Source organism: Streptomyces sp. NPDC048057 (genome assembly GCF_040653095.1).
Taxonomy (GTDB): Bacteria; Actinomycetota; Actinomycetes; order Streptomycetales; family Streptomycetaceae; genus Streptomyces.
Map to the genome: position 1 here is coordinate 62515 of NZ_JBEZNF010000034.1, position 17084 is coordinate 79598.

14 protein-coding genes are annotated in these 17084 nt (G+C 73.3%); 10 read left to right on the forward strand and 4 right to left on the reverse strand.

All coding sequences use genetic code 11. The features are described from left to right. Positions 1-14 precede the first annotated feature (14 nt). Positions 15-1448 (reverse strand): ricin-type beta-trefoil lectin domain protein, encoded by a 1434-nt coding sequence (locus tag AB0E05_RS31485; protein WP_361970010.1) that lies wholly within the window; start codon positions 1446-1448, stop codon positions 15-17. A 162-nt stretch (positions 1449-1610) separates the two neighbouring features. On the opposite strand from AB0E05_RS31485, the gene AB0E05_RS31490 reads away from it, so the two are divergent. The 9 genes from AB0E05_RS31490 to AB0E05_RS31530 all read left to right on the forward strand — a co-directional run bounded on the left by AB0E05_RS31490 (position 1611) and on the right by AB0E05_RS31530 (position 13051). Continuing rightward, complete coding sequence (locus tag AB0E05_RS31490) at positions 1611-2246, forward strand: HAD-IA family hydrolase (RefSeq protein WP_361970013.1); 636 nt, start codon at positions 1611-1613, stop codon at positions 2244-2246. A 207-nt stretch (positions 2247-2453) separates the two neighbouring features. Then, positions 2454-2954, forward strand: coding sequence for a hypothetical protein (locus tag AB0E05_RS31495; RefSeq protein ID WP_361970015.1), 501 nt, complete (start codon positions 2454-2456; stop codon positions 2952-2954). After that, entirely contained in the window at positions 2924-4363 is a 1440-nt protein-coding gene (locus tag AB0E05_RS31500) for a hypothetical protein (protein ID WP_361970018.1), read from the forward strand. The genes AB0E05_RS31495 and AB0E05_RS31500 overlap by 31 nt, the downstream gene beginning before the upstream one ends. Further along, on the forward strand, positions 4360-5835 hold the full coding sequence (locus AB0E05_RS31505) for a VWA domain-containing protein (protein WP_361970021.1): 1476 nt from the start codon (positions 4360-4362) through the stop codon (positions 5833-5835). Before AB0E05_RS31500 ends, AB0E05_RS31505 begins: the two co-directional genes overlap by 4 nt. Before the next feature lie 103 nt (positions 5836-5938). Further along, on the forward strand, positions 5939-7060 hold the full coding sequence (locus AB0E05_RS31510) for an AAA family ATPase (RefSeq protein ID WP_361970023.1): 1122 nt from the start codon (positions 5939-5941) through the stop codon (positions 7058-7060). A 77-nt stretch (positions 7061-7137) separates the two neighbouring features. Beyond that, positions 7138-9927, forward strand: coding sequence for a hypothetical protein (locus tag AB0E05_RS31515; RefSeq protein ID WP_361970072.1), 2790 nt, complete (start codon positions 7138-7140; stop codon positions 9925-9927). Between the two features lie 144 nt (positions 9928-10071). Next, positions 10072-10659: a TerB family tellurite resistance protein gene (locus AB0E05_RS31520; RefSeq protein WP_361970075.1), complete on the forward strand. Its 588-nt coding sequence runs from the start codon at positions 10072-10074 to the stop codon at positions 10657-10659. A gap of 222 nt (positions 10660-10881) precedes the next feature. After that, entirely contained in the window at positions 10882-11091 is a 210-nt protein-coding gene (locus tag AB0E05_RS31525) for an MbtH family protein (RefSeq protein WP_361970026.1), read from the forward strand. 262 nt (positions 11092-11353) lie between these two features. Further along, positions 11354-13051: a hydrogenase maturation protein gene (locus AB0E05_RS31530; protein WP_361970029.1), complete on the forward strand. Its 1698-nt coding sequence runs from the start codon at positions 11354-11356 to the stop codon at positions 13049-13051. On the opposite strand, the gene AB0E05_RS31535 is transcribed toward AB0E05_RS31530, so the two are convergent. Both AB0E05_RS31535 and AB0E05_RS31540 read right to left on the reverse strand, forming a co-directional pair. Continuing rightward, positions 13048-14466 (reverse strand): HAMP domain-containing sensor histidine kinase, encoded by a 1419-nt coding sequence (locus tag AB0E05_RS31535; protein ID WP_361970032.1) that lies wholly within the window; start codon positions 14464-14466, stop codon positions 13048-13050. The genes AB0E05_RS31530 and AB0E05_RS31535 overlap by 4 nt on opposite strands. A 9-nt stretch (positions 14467-14475) precedes the next feature. Next, positions 14476-15180, reverse strand: coding sequence for a response regulator transcription factor (locus AB0E05_RS31540; RefSeq protein WP_361970035.1), 705 nt, complete (start codon positions 15178-15180; stop codon positions 14476-14478). 195 nt (positions 15181-15375) lie between these two features. Here AB0E05_RS31540 and AB0E05_RS31545 point away from each other — a divergent pair, with 195 nt between their 5' ends. Beyond that, on the forward strand, positions 15376-15819 hold the full coding sequence (locus AB0E05_RS31545) for a hypothetical protein (RefSeq protein WP_361970038.1): 444 nt from the start codon (positions 15376-15378) through the stop codon (positions 15817-15819). Positions 15820-15828: 9 nt separating this feature from the next. Here the strand turns inward: AB0E05_RS31545 and AB0E05_RS31550 are convergent, their stop codons facing one another. Next, positions 15829-17034, reverse strand: coding sequence for a nitric oxide synthase oxygenase (locus AB0E05_RS31550; protein WP_361970041.1), 1206 nt, complete (start codon positions 17032-17034; stop codon positions 15829-15831). Positions 17035-17084 lie beyond the last annotated feature (50 nt).

A 17084-nucleotide genomic window follows, 5' to 3' on the forward strand; every position in this document is an offset into this window, starting at 1 on the left:
CGTGCCCGGGCGCGTCAGCCCGCCCAGCTCCAGTAGTCCTCGGGCCGTGGCGCGGTGCCGCACCGGGCGAACGCCAACGCGGGGCTGGTGCGATCGCGCGAGTCCCACCGCTCGGGCAGCTTGCGGTCGTCCTGCGAAAGACAGCGTCCGCCCATGCCCACCAGCCGCCAGGCCGTACGCGCCCACGTCGCGCTGCGCCACGGCTCCCGCGCCCACCGCTGGCCCGGGCTGCCCGCGCGGCAGGGCTCCAACCGGACCGCGTCCGGGCCGCTGACGGTCAGACAGGCGCGGGCCCGGTGCCGCGGCCTGACGGTGCCGTCGCCGCGCACCTCCCACTGCTGGGCGGCCGATCCGTCGCAGCCGTGCAGCCGCACCGCGGCCGTCGTCGCCGACCCGCCGTCGCCGTGCAGGCACTGCGCCGGGTCCCGGCCGGTGGCGTGCGTGGTGCGTCCGACGTCGGCCACGACCTCCCCGGGCCGCGGCGCCCGGTGCATCTGCTCGTACTGCCGGCGCACCCACAGCCGCCAGTCCTCCTTCAACGTGCCCCGGTACGGTGACACGTCGGAACAGGTGCCGCTGGGCCGGCAGGTGCGGTGGGCGACGTACCAACGCACCACCTCGTTCTTCTCCGCCACCTGCCCGTCGGTCAGATTGGCCCGCAAGGGCGACATCGTGTAGCCGAGGTAGGCCGTGACGGGCACGCCGAGCGCATAGCCCGCCCGGCGCAGGTACCGGGCCGTGACGCCGTGGTCGCTGTGGTCGACGCCGCCCCCGAGGCCGAAGGCGAACGAGGCGTTGTCGTGGTCCATCGTCAGGACCCGCTCCGCGCCGCTCAGCCCGATCAGCGCGGACACCGCCGCCACCAGCGCGTCCTCCGTGTACCGCGCACCACCCCGGAAGGCCGCGACGGAGGACTGCCGCCCCTCGAAGAGCCGCCGCAGACTGTTCGCGTGCCCGCCGTCCGGCAGGCCGTCGTGCAGGTCGAGGAAGGTCAGCCGGACGTCGGCGTCGCGGTCCCGGTCCACGAGCCGGTACGAGCGCACCCGCACCCCGTCCGCCTGCACGTCGGCCCGCTCCCACACGTTCGCCGTCTCGGCCATCTCGGCGTACGCCGCCCGTACCCCGTACTCCCGGCCGTCCGCGTACTCCACCGCGCGCCCGCGGTTCGCGATCCCGCCGTCCCCGGCCGTCAGATAGACCGTGTCGACCCGACAGCCGGCCCGGACCGTGCTGCGGATCTCCTGCGTCAGGAAGAAGACGTCGTCGTCCGGGTGCGCCACCCCCACCAACGTGCGGCGACACGGCGGCTCCCGCTGCGCCGCGGGGGAGTTCCCCGCGGCACAGGCAGAGGCGAGCAGGGCGCAGGACGCGAGGGCCGAGACGGCCCACCGGGCACGCGGACCGAGCCGGCGGCGACCGTACGGGGAACGCTGGGGACGTGGCTCCACCCGGGACCTCCTCGACACCGTGCCCCTTGCGGATGATCACCGGCCGTCCCGGGCGAAGCAACCGACGCGCCGCACCCGACCCGCATGGCCGCCCGACCCGCATGGTGGCCCGGCCGACGGGAAGGGCTTGAAAGCCCGGTCGGCCCTGCGGAGGATCTCGGGATGACGACCCACGAACTCGTATGGGACATGGACGGCACCCTGCTGGACACCACGGAGGCGGTGCCCGCCGCGTTCGTCCGCGCGGTGCGCGCGCTCCACGGACCCGCCGTCGCCGCCGAGGACGTCGTCGCCGCGTACTGGCGGGGCACCCCGGAGGTCATCCTGGAGCACCTGGTCGGGCGGCGGCTGACGGCCGGTGAGCACGAGGCGTACTACCGCGAACTCGACGGCATCGAGGTCACCCCGTACCCCGGAGCGGCCGAGGTCTTCGCCGAACTGGCCGCCCGGGGCCGACCCCGCGCCGTGTTCACCGGCGCCAGCACGCGCGCCGCCCGTCTGCTGCTGACCGCCGCCGGTCTGACGGCGGACGTGGTCGTCGGCGGCGACCGGGTCCGCGCGCCCAAGCCCGCGCCCGACGGGGTCCTCCTCGCCGCCGCCGAGATCGGCGCGGCGGCGGACGAGGTGGCGTACGTGGGGGACTCACCGCTCGACCTGCGGGCCGCGGCGGCGGCCGGCAGCCGTGGCGTCGCGGCGGCCTGGGGCCACATGTACGACGCCGCGGAGCCCGCGGACGTCACCCTCACCGACCCGCGCCGGGCCCTCGACCTGATCACCGATCTGCCCCGCCCGGTGTGACGAGCCGTCCGGGACCCGGATTCGCGGGTCAGGGGCGCGCCCTCGCCCCGCCGTGGCGCCGCAACTCGGCGTGGGCGCTCGCCTCCTGCTGAGCAGTGGACGGGAGCCGGCGACGGCGGCGTTGTCAGTGGTGGCCGCTAAGTTCGTACTCGTCCCCGCCGCTCTGGCGCGGAACCCCCTTTTTCGTGCTGCAAAGGAGATGGTGCGTTGTCTGCCTGGGAGACGTCGAGCACGGCGCGGGTCCTCCCGCCCGCGCGACCGCGCAAGCTCGCCAAGGTCCCGTTCGTCGAACTGGCCGACGGTAGGCTCCAGGGCGTGGTGTCCAGCGGTTCCGACATCGGACGCGTCTACGTGTCCTCCGTTGCCGCCGGCACGCACGCCTTCGCGTGCAGTACGAACAACAACCGCCCCTGCGGCGGCGCCAGGTACTCGTTCTGCAACCATGTCCGCGCCCTGATCAACGAAGCGGTCGTGCAGTACGGATCCGAGCGCGTCGCCCGCTATCTGAAGGTCGACGTCGGAGACGGGGAGGTGACCGCCGCCGCGCTCGCTTCGACGATGGACGGACGGCACCAGGCGGGGGACACGGCCGCCGCCGCGCCCGTCTTCAGCCGGTTCCTGCGCCACCTCGCCTATCTGGAACTCGCCCCGACCACCGCGCCGTTGCCGGAGATGCAGTGGTTCCCGTCGACGAGGGCGGTGGCGTGATGCGCACGGACGTCCTGGGCGGGCCCGGGGGCGGGACGGAGATCGAAGGACTCGACGAAGCCCTTGCGGCCGTCGACGCCTTCGACGCCGTGCTCGTCGCCGGGCTGGTCCGCCCCCAGCCGGCCCAGGCCGCCGCACTCGCCGGACTCGCCCGCGCCGTCGCGGGGTCGCCGCTGGCCGGCAAGGTCGCCGAAGCGGCCGAGAAGGCCGCGGCGGGCACCGCGGGCGAAGACCACGTCGTGGCGCTCGCCGCCGCGCGCACCGCACTGCTCGGCTCCGTCCACGACGCCCTCGTGGCACGGATCACGGATGCGACCGGCCGCACCCTCGTCCCCGAGACCGGCCGCCCGCCGGCCGAGTCGACCGCGCCCAATCTGCTCGCCGCCGCCCGGTCCTGGCTCACCGAGCTGGCCCGCACCGGCTGGCAGGGCATCGATCACGACCTGGTCTCCGGCGCGGCCCAGATCGTCTCCGCGCTGCTGCCCGACCCGGCGCCCGGTCCGCGCCGGCTCGCGACGCTCCTCGACGGCTTCGCCGCCGAACTCGCCGCGTCCTGCCCCGGCGCCGCCCTGGAGCGGTTCCCGGCTCGCCGCTGGGCCGACCTGTGGGCGCGCGCCGTGCTGCTGACGGTGCCCGGCGCCGCGGGCACCCCCGCGACCACCCCGGTCAGCGGGCGACTGCTGCCGCTCGGCGTCGACGTACAGGAACACGCCACCGCCGTACAGGCCCAGGTGCACGCCGTCTTCGAGCCCGCGGACGGCACCCCGCCCCGGCTGGTGCGCGCCAGCGCTTCGGCGCCCAAGCCCGACACCGTCGTCGGCGCCGGCCTGTGGCAGCTGCTGCGCCCGCACCTCTCGCTGCTGACGGCCGTCGGCGAAGGCCGCTCCATGGAGGTGGTCGACATGGAACTGACCGCCGAGGGGGACTTCGTGTGGGACGAGGAGCGCGCCCGGCCCGGCGGGCCCGCGGACCCCTTCGCCACCGCCCGGGTCGCCTTGGCGACCGCCACCGATGCCGCCTGCGCACCGCTGGACCGGCACCCGGCGCGCATTGCCGTCCCCGTCTTCCTGGAGGGGTACGCGGTCCGGAAGGACGAGGGCGCCGTGGAGTTCGCCACCGCCGGACACTGCCTCGCCGTCGACACCGACCGCATCCCGACGGCCGGCCCGCTCACCCCGGAGGCCGTCGCGGCTTCCGGCGCCTGCATCGGGCTGCTGCGGTGGGACGCCGGCCGGTTCCGCGTCCAACCCCTGGCCGTGGAGGCGACCGTACGGAAGAAGGCCGTCGTACTGCACGCCGGTGGGTGGGCCGGTGGCACGACGGACAAGGTCGGCGCCAAGGCAGAGAAGGCCGCGACCGACGCCGTGGCGGTGTTGCGCGAGCGCGCGGGAAGGCTGCTGCGGAAATGACGGAGCACCAGACCGGCGCGCACGTCGGAGCGGCCGGCACCGAACAGGAGCCCGGGTCGACCGACACCCTGGCGACGCCGCAGGCACACCAGGACGCACACGACTTCCACGACAACCGTCGCCAGGTCCTCTACTGGCGGCTGCTCGCCCGCCTCTTCGACCCGGAGGAGCAGGCCGCACTGGAGTCGGCCAGCCTCGCCGTCGTCGAAGACGTCGAGCTGCCGCCCGCGCTGCTGGACCCACAGGCGTCCGTCGACTCGGTCGTGCAGCGCCACCCCGAGCTGGCCGCCGAGTTCAACGGGCTGATGAACCCGACGCCGGACGGCGAAGGGGAGCGCGACCGGGCCGCGGAGGTGCGGCGTGCGGCCCTGGTCTCCAAGGTCCTCCTGAACGTCTTCGCCCAGGACTCCGGCACGGTCACCGCCGGACAGCTGGCCCGCTGGCAGTCCGACGCCGGGTGGCTCGAACTCGCCTTCGGCTGCCCGCGCGGCGGACTGCGCGGCGCCCGCGCCGCGGGCCGGGACGCCGCACCGACGGGCAGCGGTGGCGGGGGCACCACCCCCGACCTCAGCCGGTTGATCCCGGAGATCGGCCCGGAACTCGGCGCGATCGAAGCCGACCTCGTCCGGCGCATGCACCTGCGCGAAGTGCTCGCCGACCCCCAGCTCGCGGCCCGGCTGACGCCGAGCATGTCGCTGATCGAGCAACTGCTGCGGGACAAGAACAACCTCTCCGGCGTGGCGCTCGCCAATGCCAAGGCCCTCATCCGCCGCTTCGTCGACGAGGTCGCGGAAGTCCTGCGCAGCCAGGTCGAGAAGGCCACGGTGGGCGACATCGACCGGTCCGTCCCGCCCAAGCGTGTCTTCCGCAACCTCGACCTCGACCGCACCATCTGGAAGAACCTCACCAACTGGAGCCCGGAGGAGGAGCGGCTGTACGTCGACCGCCTCTACTACCGGCACACCGCCCGCAAGACCACTCCGCAACGGCTCGTCGTCGTCGTCGACCAGTCCGGCTCCATGGTCGACTCGATGGTGAACTGCACGATCCTCGCGTCCATCTTCGCCGGGCTGCCCAAGGTCGACGTCCATCTGATCGCCTACGACACCCAGGCCCTGGACCTCACCCCGTGGGTGCACGACCCCTTCGAGACCCTGCTGCGCACCAACCTCGGCGGCGGCACGGACGGCACGGTCGCCATGGCCCTGGCCCAGCCGAAGATCGCCGAACCCCGCAACACGGTCGTGGTGTGGATCTCCGACTTCTACGAGTGGCGCAGCGAGCCCCTCTTCGAGAGCATGGCCGCCGTCCACCGCTCGGGAGCCAAGTTCATCCCCGTCGGCTCCGTGACCAGCTCCGGCCGCGGCAGTGTGAACCCCTGGTTCCGCGAACGCTTCAAGGACCTCGGTGCACCCGTGCTCTCCGGTCACATACGCAAGCTCGTCCGCGAGCTGAAGACGTTCCTGACCTGAGCCGCCCCGCTCCCGTCAGCCGGGCTCCGGCGACGCATCGACGCCCTCCCAAGGGTTCCTGCTGCCCTCCCTCGACTTCGTCCCTCCACGAAAGGCATTCGCCATGACCGACCTGCTGCGCGCCCCCGCCGAGCTCAAGTACGCCGAGGAACTCGACTGGCTGGAGTCCATCGACGACAACCCCAAGCCCTTCTCCTGGCGGCTGTCCCCGAAGATGGTCCGGCTCTTCGTGCTGGGCTCGGCCCGCTCCGACGGTCTGGACCGGGAGGTCGCGCCGAAGTGGTTCGGCGACGCCAGCTTCGTCGAACGCTCCATCGTCACCCTCGCCTCCGACCGCGGCCTGCTGCTCATCGGTGACCCCGGCACGGGCAAGAGCTGGCTGGCCGAGCTGCTGTCCGCGGCGATCTGCCGCAACTCCACCCTGGTCGTCCAGGGCACCGCCGGCACCACCGAGGACCACATCAAGTACTCCTGGAACGTGTCCATGGTCATCGCCAAGGGCCAGTCGCGGGAGTCGATGATCCCCTCGCCGATCATGACGGCGATGGAGACCGGCGCCATCGGCCGCTTCGAGGAGCTGACCCGCTCCACCAGCGACGTCCAGGACGCCCTGATCTCGATCCTCTCCGAGAAGTACGTCTCGGTCCCCGAGCTGGACAGCGACCACAGCGACAACATCGTCTTCGCCCAGCCCGGCTTCTCCATCATCGCCACCGCCAACAGCCGCGACCGCGGCGTCAACGACCTGTCGTCCGCGCTCAAGCGCCGCTTCAACTTCGTGCGCATACCCGTCGTGACGAACAAGAAGAGCGAGGCGGAGATCGTGCGCTTCCGCACCGAGGAGCTGCTGCGCCGCCACCAGATCGAGCTGGAGGTGCCGCCGACGCTGCTGGACGTCCTGCTCCAGAGCTTCGCCGACCTGCGCGCCTCGGCCGCCGCGGCCGGCAGCGAGGACGAGAAGCTGGAGTCCGCCCTGTCCACGGCCGAACAGATCGGCGTCCTGGAGGACGCCGTCCTGCACAGCAACTTCTTCGGCGAGCGGTCCCTGTCGGCCCGTACGCTGGCCTCCTCCCTCGTCGGCTCGTTGGCCCGGCGCGAGCCCGAGGACCTGGCGATCCTCAACAAGTACCTGCACGGAGTGGTCGAGCCGCGCAGCAAGCAGGAGGGCGGGTCCTGGGCGGAGTTCCTGGACGGCGGCCGCGACGCGATCGCCACCCTGTCGTGAGCGCCCTCGCCACGGGCGATGCGCCCGACTCCGCCGACCGAGCCCCTGAAGGCGCCCCGGAAGGGACCTTCGAGGCCCTGCGAACCCAGCTCCAGGACGCCGCCGCCACCTTCGCCGACGGGCCCGACGCCCTGGAGGGCATCCTCCTCGGCATCGTCGACGACGTCGACCGCGCGGTCCGCGAGCCCCTGGAGGTCTTCCCCGTCTGCCACCACTCGCCGGCCTCCGCGATCGCGATGGCGCGCCGGCTGCGGGAGAAGCAGCCCAAGGTGGTCTATCTGGAGCTGTGCGAGGACATGGCGCCGCTCCTGACCGAACTGCGCAACTGCAAGCTGCCGGTGGCCGTGCAGGCGTTCGCGACGGAGATCGACGGCTTCCCCGCCGACTGGTCGCCCCTGTCGGTGGTCGCCCCCCTCACGGAGGCGTCCGCCGAGTACCAGGCCATCGCCTACGCCCTGGACACCCCCGGCGTCGAACTGGTCCTCGTCGACCGCTCGTCCGACCACGTCTTCCAGTGGGACGACCGCCGCGCCCACGACGGCGACCCCGACGCACCGCCCGCCGACCAGGACGCGGCGCTCCACGGCGACGCCGTCGGCGTCGAGATCGGCGACCTGCGCCCCCGCTTCGCCGAACTGGAGGAGCACCTGCTGCGCCACGGCCGGGTGCGGCACTGGTCCGAATGGTGGCACCAGTACGTCGAACTGCCGCTCGGCGACGGCGACCACGACACCTACCGCCAGGTCATGCTGCTGATCGGCAGCCTCTTTCGCCGACTGGCCCCCGGCGACCCGCAGCGGGTGCGCGTCGACGAGTACCGCGAGCGCTACATGTGGACCAGGATGCGCCAGCACCTGGCGGCCACCGGAACCGACCCCGACGACTGCCTGTACGTGTGCGGAGCCTTCCACGCGGCCAGCCGCGTCGCCGAGTTCGGCGTCCACGGCACCGACACCTTCGAGATCGGGCCCCCCACCGCCACCCGGTGGCAGCACGGCCTGATCCCGTCCAGCCACGCCGCGATCGAGGCGCAGTTCGGCCTGGCCGCCGGCTCCGTCTCGATCGCCGCGACGGTCTTCGCGAAGAACGTCAAGCGGACCAGGGTGCGGCCCTACCGACTGACGGGGCAGGCCGGCACCAAGAAGTCCCGCAGCACCAAGACCGCCGCGGCCACGGCCGCACCCGTCGTCGAGCCGCCGCCCGCGGACAGACTGAGCGGCTTCCTCCAGCGCCCGCCCGCCCTCGACCGGCTGGACGAGGCCGAACTGCTCGGCTGGTCCGTGGAGATCGTGCGCGCCGCCCGGCGCAACGGCTACCTCGCCTCCACCGCCGACGCCATCGCCGTCTTCGAGACGTCGATCCTGCTCGCCGGGATGCGCGACCGGGCCAGGCCCACGCCGTACGACTTCCAGGACGCGGCCGTCACCTGCATCGAGAAGGACACCGTGCCCGGCCGTCGCGACGTGCGCCGGCTCGTCGAGATCATGATGGGCGGCGACCGGGTCGGCCAGGTCGGCTACGACGCGCTGCCGCCCCTCGCCCGCGACGTCCACGACCGACTCGCACCGCTCGGCCTGAAGCTGGAGCAGCGCGGGGTCAAGCGGGCCCTGCTGGACATCGCCGGCCGGCCCGAGCTGGAACGCTGCTCCGACGTGCTGTGGATGCTGCGGCAGCTGATGCCAGCGGGCGCCGCCCGCCCGATCATGGGCGAGCGCACCCTGGGCGAGCGCTCCATCCAGGAGTCCTGGGACCTCGCCCTCGGCACCCACCAGCGGGCCCTGATCGAACTCGGTTACGAGGGCGTCAGCATCGAGCAGGTGCTGGAGCAGCGGCTGCGCCGCACGGCGTACGACGCGAAGGCCACCGCGGCCACCGTGCTCGCCACCGTCGAGGACGCCACGCGCTACCTCCGCAGTCGCCGCCTCGCCGACGAACTCGGCAACCACGCACTGGACGTGCTCTCCGCCGAGCGCACCGTGGACGGCGCGCCCGAGGTGCTGCGCCGGGTGCGCCGGCTGCTCGCGCACTACCGCACCAGCGAGCCGACGCTGCCGCCGTGGATCGAGTCCTTCGCCACCACCGGCTACGCCCACTACTGCACCCTGCTGCCGACCGCGTTCACGGACGAGGAAGCCGGCGCCCGGCACGTGGCGGCCATGTTGGGCTTCCTGTTCAGCATGGAGGGCCTGGCCCTCTCCCTCGGCTGCGACCGGACCCAGCTGGAGCTGGCGGTGGCCCAGTCGCACCCCAGGGAGCCGTCGAAGACGGCCCTGCTGTGGGCCGCCCAGAGCCACCTCGGGCGGCTGAGCCGCGCTGAGCTGCGCGAGCGCTGTGACGAACTGCTCGGCAACCCCCTGACGGTGCCGGCGTACCCCCGCTACCTCAGCGGTTTCGTGCACGCCCTGGAGCCGGTGCCCGGGCTCGCCGACTTCGTCGTGGAAGCGGTGTCGAACGCCTTCGGCCGGCTCCCCGACCCGGTGCTGCTGCCGTGGCTGCCGACCCTGATCACCTCCCTGCGGGCGGACGGTTCGGAGCTGGCACCGCTGCTGATCCGCGAGGCCGGACGCGTCTTCCCCGGCCGGCTCGCGGCGTTGGACGCCTGGGTGCCGCCCTGGCGGCAGCAAGCGGAGCCCGAGGCGGGGTCGGCGGCCGGCGTCGCGACCGGCGGCGCCGGCGACGCGGGCGCGCAAGGCGCCGCGCTGCTCGCCGCGCACCCCGCGACCTGCGACGCGGTGGCGGACCTGCTCGGCTGGGACGGTACGTGGCTGACCCCGGCCGAAGGGGCTTCGGCGACGGAGCGGGGCGCGCTGCTGCTGGACCGGCACCCGGAGACGGCCGAGGCACTGGAGGCGCTGCTGACCGGCTGACGACCGCAGGAAGAGGGGCCACGGGTCCCGGTCGGAGAAGGGGGCGGAACTTTTGTGGCCGGCCCGCACGTTGACCCAGCGAGCGGGCGACCGAAGTGCGCCCGATGACGAACGACGGACAAAGCCGAGGTGGCACGCGTGGGGATGTTTGATCGGATCAAGGACCAGGCCAAGGCGTCCTTGCAGCAGGCCCAGGGAGCCCGCTCTTCTTCCGGTGCTCCCGGTGCTCCCAGTGCTCCCGGTGCCCATGGCGCTCATGGTGCTCCCGGTGCGTCCCGGAGCAGCGGCGGCTCGAAGGCCCAGCTCGTGGGCGTGCTGAAGAGCCAACTCAGCTCGCTCAAGACCGAGTTGAAGAGTGGCGCCTTCCGGGATGCCAGCATGGCCGTGTGCGCCCTGGTGGCCGCAGCGGACGGCTATGTGGACCCGAGCGAGCGGCAGCAGCTGGAATCGCTGATCCTCTCCAACGACGTCCTGCAGAACTTCCCGCCGGACCAGCTCCGCACCCGGTTCAACAAGCACGTGGACCTGCTCGCGGCCGACTTCGCCCGGGGCAAGGCGGAGGCGATGCAGGAGGTGGCCAAGGCGGCCAAGAAGCCCGCCGAGGCCCGCGCCGTGGTCCAGACCGGCATCGTGGTGGCCGGCGCCGACGGTTACATCGCGCCCGCCGAGGACCAGGTGCTGCGCGAGGTCTGCGCCGCGCTCGGTCTCTCCCCGACGGAGTTCGGCTTCTGATGCTCAGGGCGGGCCCGCCGATCCCGCGGGCCCGCCCGGCACCGCTCCACTCGGCATATCACCAGGTGATCAGGGGTACGGTCAGAAAAGTCCGCTGAGACCGGCACCGTCAGGGCACCGAGGGTGTAGAGCGCGCCGTGCATCACCCGACCCATTGGCAACACCCGTGTCCATGTGTTGGATGAGGGTGCAGGTTGTGCCCGTACGAGAAGGAGCTCGCAGATGACCAACCCCTTCGACGACCCGAACGGGACCTTCTACGTCCTGGTGAACGACGAGGGTCAGCACTCCCTCTGGCCGTCCTTCGCGGACGTGCCCGCCGGCTGGACCGTCAAGCACGGTGAGGCGGACCGCCAGTCCTGCCTCGACTACGTCGAGGAGAACTGGACCGACATGCGTCCCAAGAGCCTGATAGACGCCATGGGCGGATAGTTCCTCCGGCCCGGCGGCAGGCGCGGTGGGGCTACCGCAGCGCCGCCGCCGGACGCCGTCCCCGGGGCACCACCCCCGGCGCCGTGCGACCGCTCGCCCGCTGGAGGAACGACCACCCGATCGCCTCGCGGCCCGCGAGGCGATCGGGTGGATCGGCCGACGATCGCGGCCCACCGGTGTGGCGTACGCCGCCCGCGGAGCGCCCCGCCGTGCACCATCGCCTGATCGATGACGGTACGGGGCGACGTTTCTGGTGGTCGTGATGCGGATCTTGCTGGTGGCGAGCGCGTTCAACAGTCTGACCCAACGGGTGTACGCAGAGCTGAGGGACCGCGGCCACGGAGTGCGGGTCCACGTCGCCGCGGGCGACGACCCCTTGCGCGAGGCCGTACTGCGCCACCGCCCCGATCTGATCCTGGCGCCCATGTTGAGGGCCGCCATCCCCGAGGACGTGTGGTCCGCGCACACCTGTCTGATCGTCCACCCCGGGCCCGCCGGCGACCGCGGCCCCTCCTCCCTGGACTGGGCGATCCACGAAGGCGCCGCCGACTGGGGCGTCACCGTCCTCCAGGCCGACGCCGTGATGGACGCCGGCGCCGTGTGGGCGACCGCACCGTGCCCCCTGCCGTCCGTCGGCAAGAGCGACCTCTACCGCAACGAGGTCGCGGACGCGGCCCTCGACGCCGTGCACCTCGCCGTGCGCCGCTTCGCGTCCGGCCGCTACGTCCCCCAGCCCCAGCACGGCCCGGAGTGGAAGGCCCCCGAGCACACCCGCCCGTACCTGCGGCAGGGCGCCCGGCGCATCGACTGGTCACGGGACCCCCGCGACCGCATCCTGCGGACCCTGCGCGCCGCGGACTCCCAACCGGGCGTCCTCGACGAACTCCTCGGCGAACAGTGGTACCTGCACGGCGGCCACCCGGAGGACGCCCTGCGCGGGGAGCCGGGGCACCTGCTCGCCACCCGCGGCGGGGCGATCTGCCGCGCCACGGTCGACGGCGCCGTCTGGATCCCCGAACTGCGCCGCCGCAGCCGCGACGGCCGGCGCGCCGTCAAGCTGCCCGCGACCCTGGCGCTCGGGACCGACCTGCCGTCGCTGCCCGAGATCCCGGCACCGCTCAGCCCGGCCGCGGACCGGCGCACCTATGCGCAGGTCTGCTACCGCGAGCACGGACCCGTCGGCCATCTGCGCTTCTCCTTCCCCGGCGGTGCGATGAGCACGGAGCACTGCGAGCGCCTGCTGGCCGCCTACCGCCACGCGCTCCAGCGCCCCACCGACGTCGTGGTCATCGGCGGGGAGCGGGACTTCTTCTCCAACGGCATCCATCTGAACGTCATCGAGGCGGCGCCCGACCCGGCCGCGGAGTCCTGGGCGAACATCAACGCCATGGACGACCTCGTCGCGGAGGTCCTGACCACCACGGACCGCCTGGTGGTGTCCGCGATCGCCGGCAACGCCGCCGCGGGCGGGGTGATGCTGGCCCTCGCCGCCGACGAGGTGTGGTGCCGTCGCGGCGCGGTGCTCAACCCCCACTACCGGCTGATGGGCCTGTACGGCTCCGAGTACTGGACGTACAGCCTGCCGCGTCGCGTCGGGCCCGTCGCCGCCGAACACCTCACGCGGCGCGCACTGCCCGTCAGCGCGTCCGCCGCACAGCGGATCGGCCTGGTCGACCGGGTGGTCGACGCGGCCCCCGGCGCGTTCGGTGCCGGTGTCGAGGAGCTCGCACAGCGGCTCGCCCGTTCGTCGGGGCTGCGGGAGCGCATCGCGCGCAAGAAGGACGCCCGTGACCAGGACGAGGCGCACAAGCCGCTGCACCTCCACCGCGCGGAGGAACTGGCCGTGATGCACCGGAACTTCTTCGACCCCGCGCAGCCCTACCACCGGCTGCGATCGGCCTTCGTCCACAAGGAGCCGGCCCCCGACGCGCTCGCGCACCTCGCGGACGAACGTCCCTAAGATGCCTGGTCCCGGCCCGAGCGGGCTTGGCCACGGGGCGCGACGTACGGCATTCCGGCCGGTACGGTCACCTCCGCGACTAGCCCGTGCGGCGTCGCCGCCGACAGCCGCAGCTCCCCGCCGCCGCCTTCCAGCAACGCCCGGGCGATGGCCAACCCCAGCCCGGACCCGGTGCGTCCGGCGGGCTGTTCGCCGCGCCAGAAGCGGTCCGTGGACCGGCGCATGTCCTCCCGGCTCATCCCGGGCCCCTCGTCCCGTACGGACACCAGGATCCGGTCGCCGTCCGCCCGGGTCCGCACCGTGACGGTGCCGCCCGGCGGCGAGAAGCCGAGGGCGTTGTCGAGGAGGACGTCCAGCACCTGGTCCAACACCCCGGGCTGACAGGAGGCGACGGCCTGCTCTCCGGCGACGACCAGGGCGATGTGGTCGGCCGCGGCCTGTGCGCTCCACGCCTGGGCGCGGGCCCGCGCCACCGAACGCACCTCCACGGGCACCGCCCCGTGCTCGGGTTCCGCGGCCCGCGCCAGCACCAGCAGTTCGTCGAGGATGCGGCCCAGCCGGTCGGCCTCCGCGACCACGCCCGCCACCGCCCCGGTGCCGTCGTCGCGCACCGCCGCCTCCAGCACGTCGATCCGCAGCCGCAGCGCCGTGAGCGGATTGCGGAGCTGGTGGGAGGCGTCGGCGACGAAACGGCGCTGTGCTTCCAGCAGCGCCACCAGCCGGTCCGTCATGGCGTTCACGGCGACGGCCAGTTCGCGGACCTCGGCCGGGCCCCGGTCGACGGGCGCCCGGGTCCCGTACCGTCCCTGGGCGATGGCGCCCACCGCGCGGTGCAGTTGCCGTACGGGACGCAGGCTCCACCGCGACAGGGGGACCGCGACCAGCGCGGTGGCGAACAGCCCCAGCGCGGCGACGGCCAGGAGCAGCGCCCCTTGTCCGAGGGCCTGGGAGCGCAGGGAGGTGGTGGGGGAGAGGGTGGCGACGGCTGCCACGGTCCGCCCGTGCTCCAGTACGGGCGCGGCCACGAACAGCGGCTCGGCGGAGGTGTTGACGGGGTAGTCCAGCGGGAGGTTCACCTCCCCGTCCAGGGCGCGGCGCAGGGTGCGCTGCCAGGCGCGGCGGTCCACGGCCGCCCCCGGGCGGGTGGTGTGGACGACCTCGCCCCGGGCGTCGACCAGCAGCACGGCGGCGTCGTTCCCGCGGGCGTACGCCGCGGCCTGCTCCACCCACGCGGGGTCGGCCGCCGGATCACCGGTGCGGGCGGCGGCGGTGGCGAGTCTGCCGGTCTCGTTGACCTGGGAGTTCGCCAGGTGGTGGTAGTCGTTCATGGCCAGGCTGAAGGCGAGCGGCACCCCGAGGCCCAGCAGCAGCATGGTCGTCAGGGACAGATAGGTGATCAGGAGGCGACGGCGCACGGGCGGTTCTCAGTGCCGGCCCGCGGAGCCCAGGCGGAAGCCCACGCCGCGCTGGGTCTCGATCCAGTCGTACGAGCCGAGCTTGCTGCGGAGGCTGCCGACGTGGACGTCCAGGGTGCGGGTGGAGCCGTACCAGTTCTCGTCCCACACCCGGGCGATGATGTCCTCCCGGGTGTGCAGGGAGTCGGGGTCCTCGACGAGCAGCACCAGCAGGTCGAACTCCTTGCGGGTGAGGGATAAGCGCCGGCCCTCCAAGGTGGCGGAGCGGCTGCGCAGGTCCAGTTCGAGACCGTCGGCGGTCAGCACCTCGCGGGCCCGGCCGTGGCACGTCGGATCGTGGCCGTCGCCCGCGACGCCGCAGCGGCAGGACCGCCGGGCCACGGCCTCGATGCGGGCGTTGAGTTCATGGAGGCTGTACGGCTTGACGACGTAGTCGTCCGCGCCGGCGTGCAGGCCCATGACCCGGTCGATCTCCTCGGAGCGCGCGGTGAGCGCGATGACGGGCACGGTCGACAGGTCCCGGATGCGCTTGCACACCTCGATGCCGTCGAGGTCGGGCAGGCCGAGGTCGAGGAGGACGAAGTCGCAGCCGTCCAACTGGCGCAGCGCGTCCTGGCCGGTGCCGGCGGTGACGACCCGGTGGCCGTGCATCCCCAGTGCGCTGCGCAAGGCGTCCGCCACGCACTCGTCGTCCTCGACCACCAGGATGATCATCGTTCCCCCGTGCAGAGCGTCGATCGCGGCGACGGCGTCCCCTCGCCGCCACCGCTCCCATCTTCTACTAAGTTGCTTAGCTTTGGGAAGGGCGGACATTTGCCATTCCGTTGAAACGGACCTGTGCATCGGCTGCCCATCGCCGCTCTACCGTCGAAGTCGACCGCACGCACCGGGAGGCCGGGAGGCGCCGTCATGACCGAGCCGACCGCCGTGGGGAGCATCCATGTGTCCGCCCGCCCCCGAACCGTGTACGGGCTGATCAGCGACCCCGCCGGCCGGGGCCGACCGCTGGCGGCGGGCGAGCGGTTCCGCGCCGCGCGCCGCGTCCGGCTGCTCGCCCGGCGCAGGACGGCCACGGTCATCCAGGCCGTGCCCGACCGCTGCTTCGCCTTCCGCGTCACCGCCCTCGGCCGACCCGTCTCCACCTGGCGGTACGACATCGTGCCCACGGCCTACGGGTGCCGGGTCACCGGGAGCACGCGCGACCGGCGCGGCCCGCTGCTGCGTGTGCTCCTGCGGATCGGTGCCGGCGCCCTGGACCGGGCCGCCCGCAACCACCGCGACGTCGAGTGGGCCCTGGCCGCCCTCAAGGCGGCGGCCGAAGAGTTGGAACGGCGCTCCGCCGGGCGGGAGTAGGGGCCTTTGTCAGTGGGCGTACGGGCAGCGGGGCCGGGCCGCGTCGGGATAGAAGTTGGGCCGCTGGTCGGCCTCGTCGTAGTAGCGGTGGAAGACGGGGGTGAGGCTGCCGGACACCGGAGGGACGATCCACGACCAGTCCGCGGGCACCAGCCGCCCCTGCCGTTCCTCCTTGGCGAGATGGGCCAGGAAGCGCCGCGATTCGGTGTGGTGGTCGCTGATCCGGACACCCGCGCGCTGGAAGGAGTGCAGCACGGCGATGTTGACCTCGACCAGGGCGCGGTCGCGCCACAGGGTGGTCTCCGAGCCGGTGTCGAGGCCGAGGTGTTCGGCGATGACGGGCAGCAGGTCGTACCGGTCGGAGTCGACGAGGTTGCGGGCGCCGATCTCGGTGCCCATGTACCAGCCGTTGAACGGCGCGAGGGGGTAGTCGAGGCCGCCGATGCGCAGCCGCATGTTGGAGATCGCCGGCACCGCGTGCCAGCGCAGGCCCAACTCGGCGAACTCCGGCCGGTCGGGGTGGGTGAGTTCCACCTCAAGGACCAGGTCCCTCGGCACGTCGAAGAGTTGCGGCTCGTGGCCGGGGGCGTCGACGACCAGCGGCAGCACGTCGAAGGGCCCGCCCGGGGCCCGCCAGCCGAGGCGGCGCACCGCGTCCGTGAGGTCGAGGTGCGCGGGGTCGCCGACGGTGCGCCCGTCGGCGCCGCGGTAGCCCGCGTAACGGATGAGCTGGTCGTTCCACAACCGGGGCGCAGGCCGGCCGGGGACCTCCGGTGCGAAGACGGAGATGGTGGGGCGGATGCGTCCGCCGTTGGTGGCCTGGCGCAGGTGCTCGCACAGCTGGCCGTGGATCTCCCGGGGAGTGGTGGCGTCCCGACGGTCCAGCACGCGCAGGCTCTGCCAGTACAGGCGGCCGATGCAGCGGCTGGAGTTGCGCCAGGCGACGCGGGCGCCGAAGGCGAGTTCGTCGGCGGTGTGCGCGTAGCTGCCGGTTTCCGCGATCTCGGCCCGTACCTGGCGCATGCGTTGGCGGACGGTCAGCGGCTGGTCGGGGTGCTCGGTGTGCAGCAGGCCGAGGAAGTCCTCGGCCTCCTCGACGTCGACCTCGACGGCGCCGGCGCCGCGGGGCGGGGCGGGCGCGGGGCGCGGGGCGGAGGGGTGCTGCTCGGGGGCGTCGGCGGTGGGGGCGCGCGCCAGGAGGGCTTCGGAGTTCATCGGTGTGTCCTCGCGGGTGGTTCTTCTCGCCCCGGACGGTCCTCGCGTTC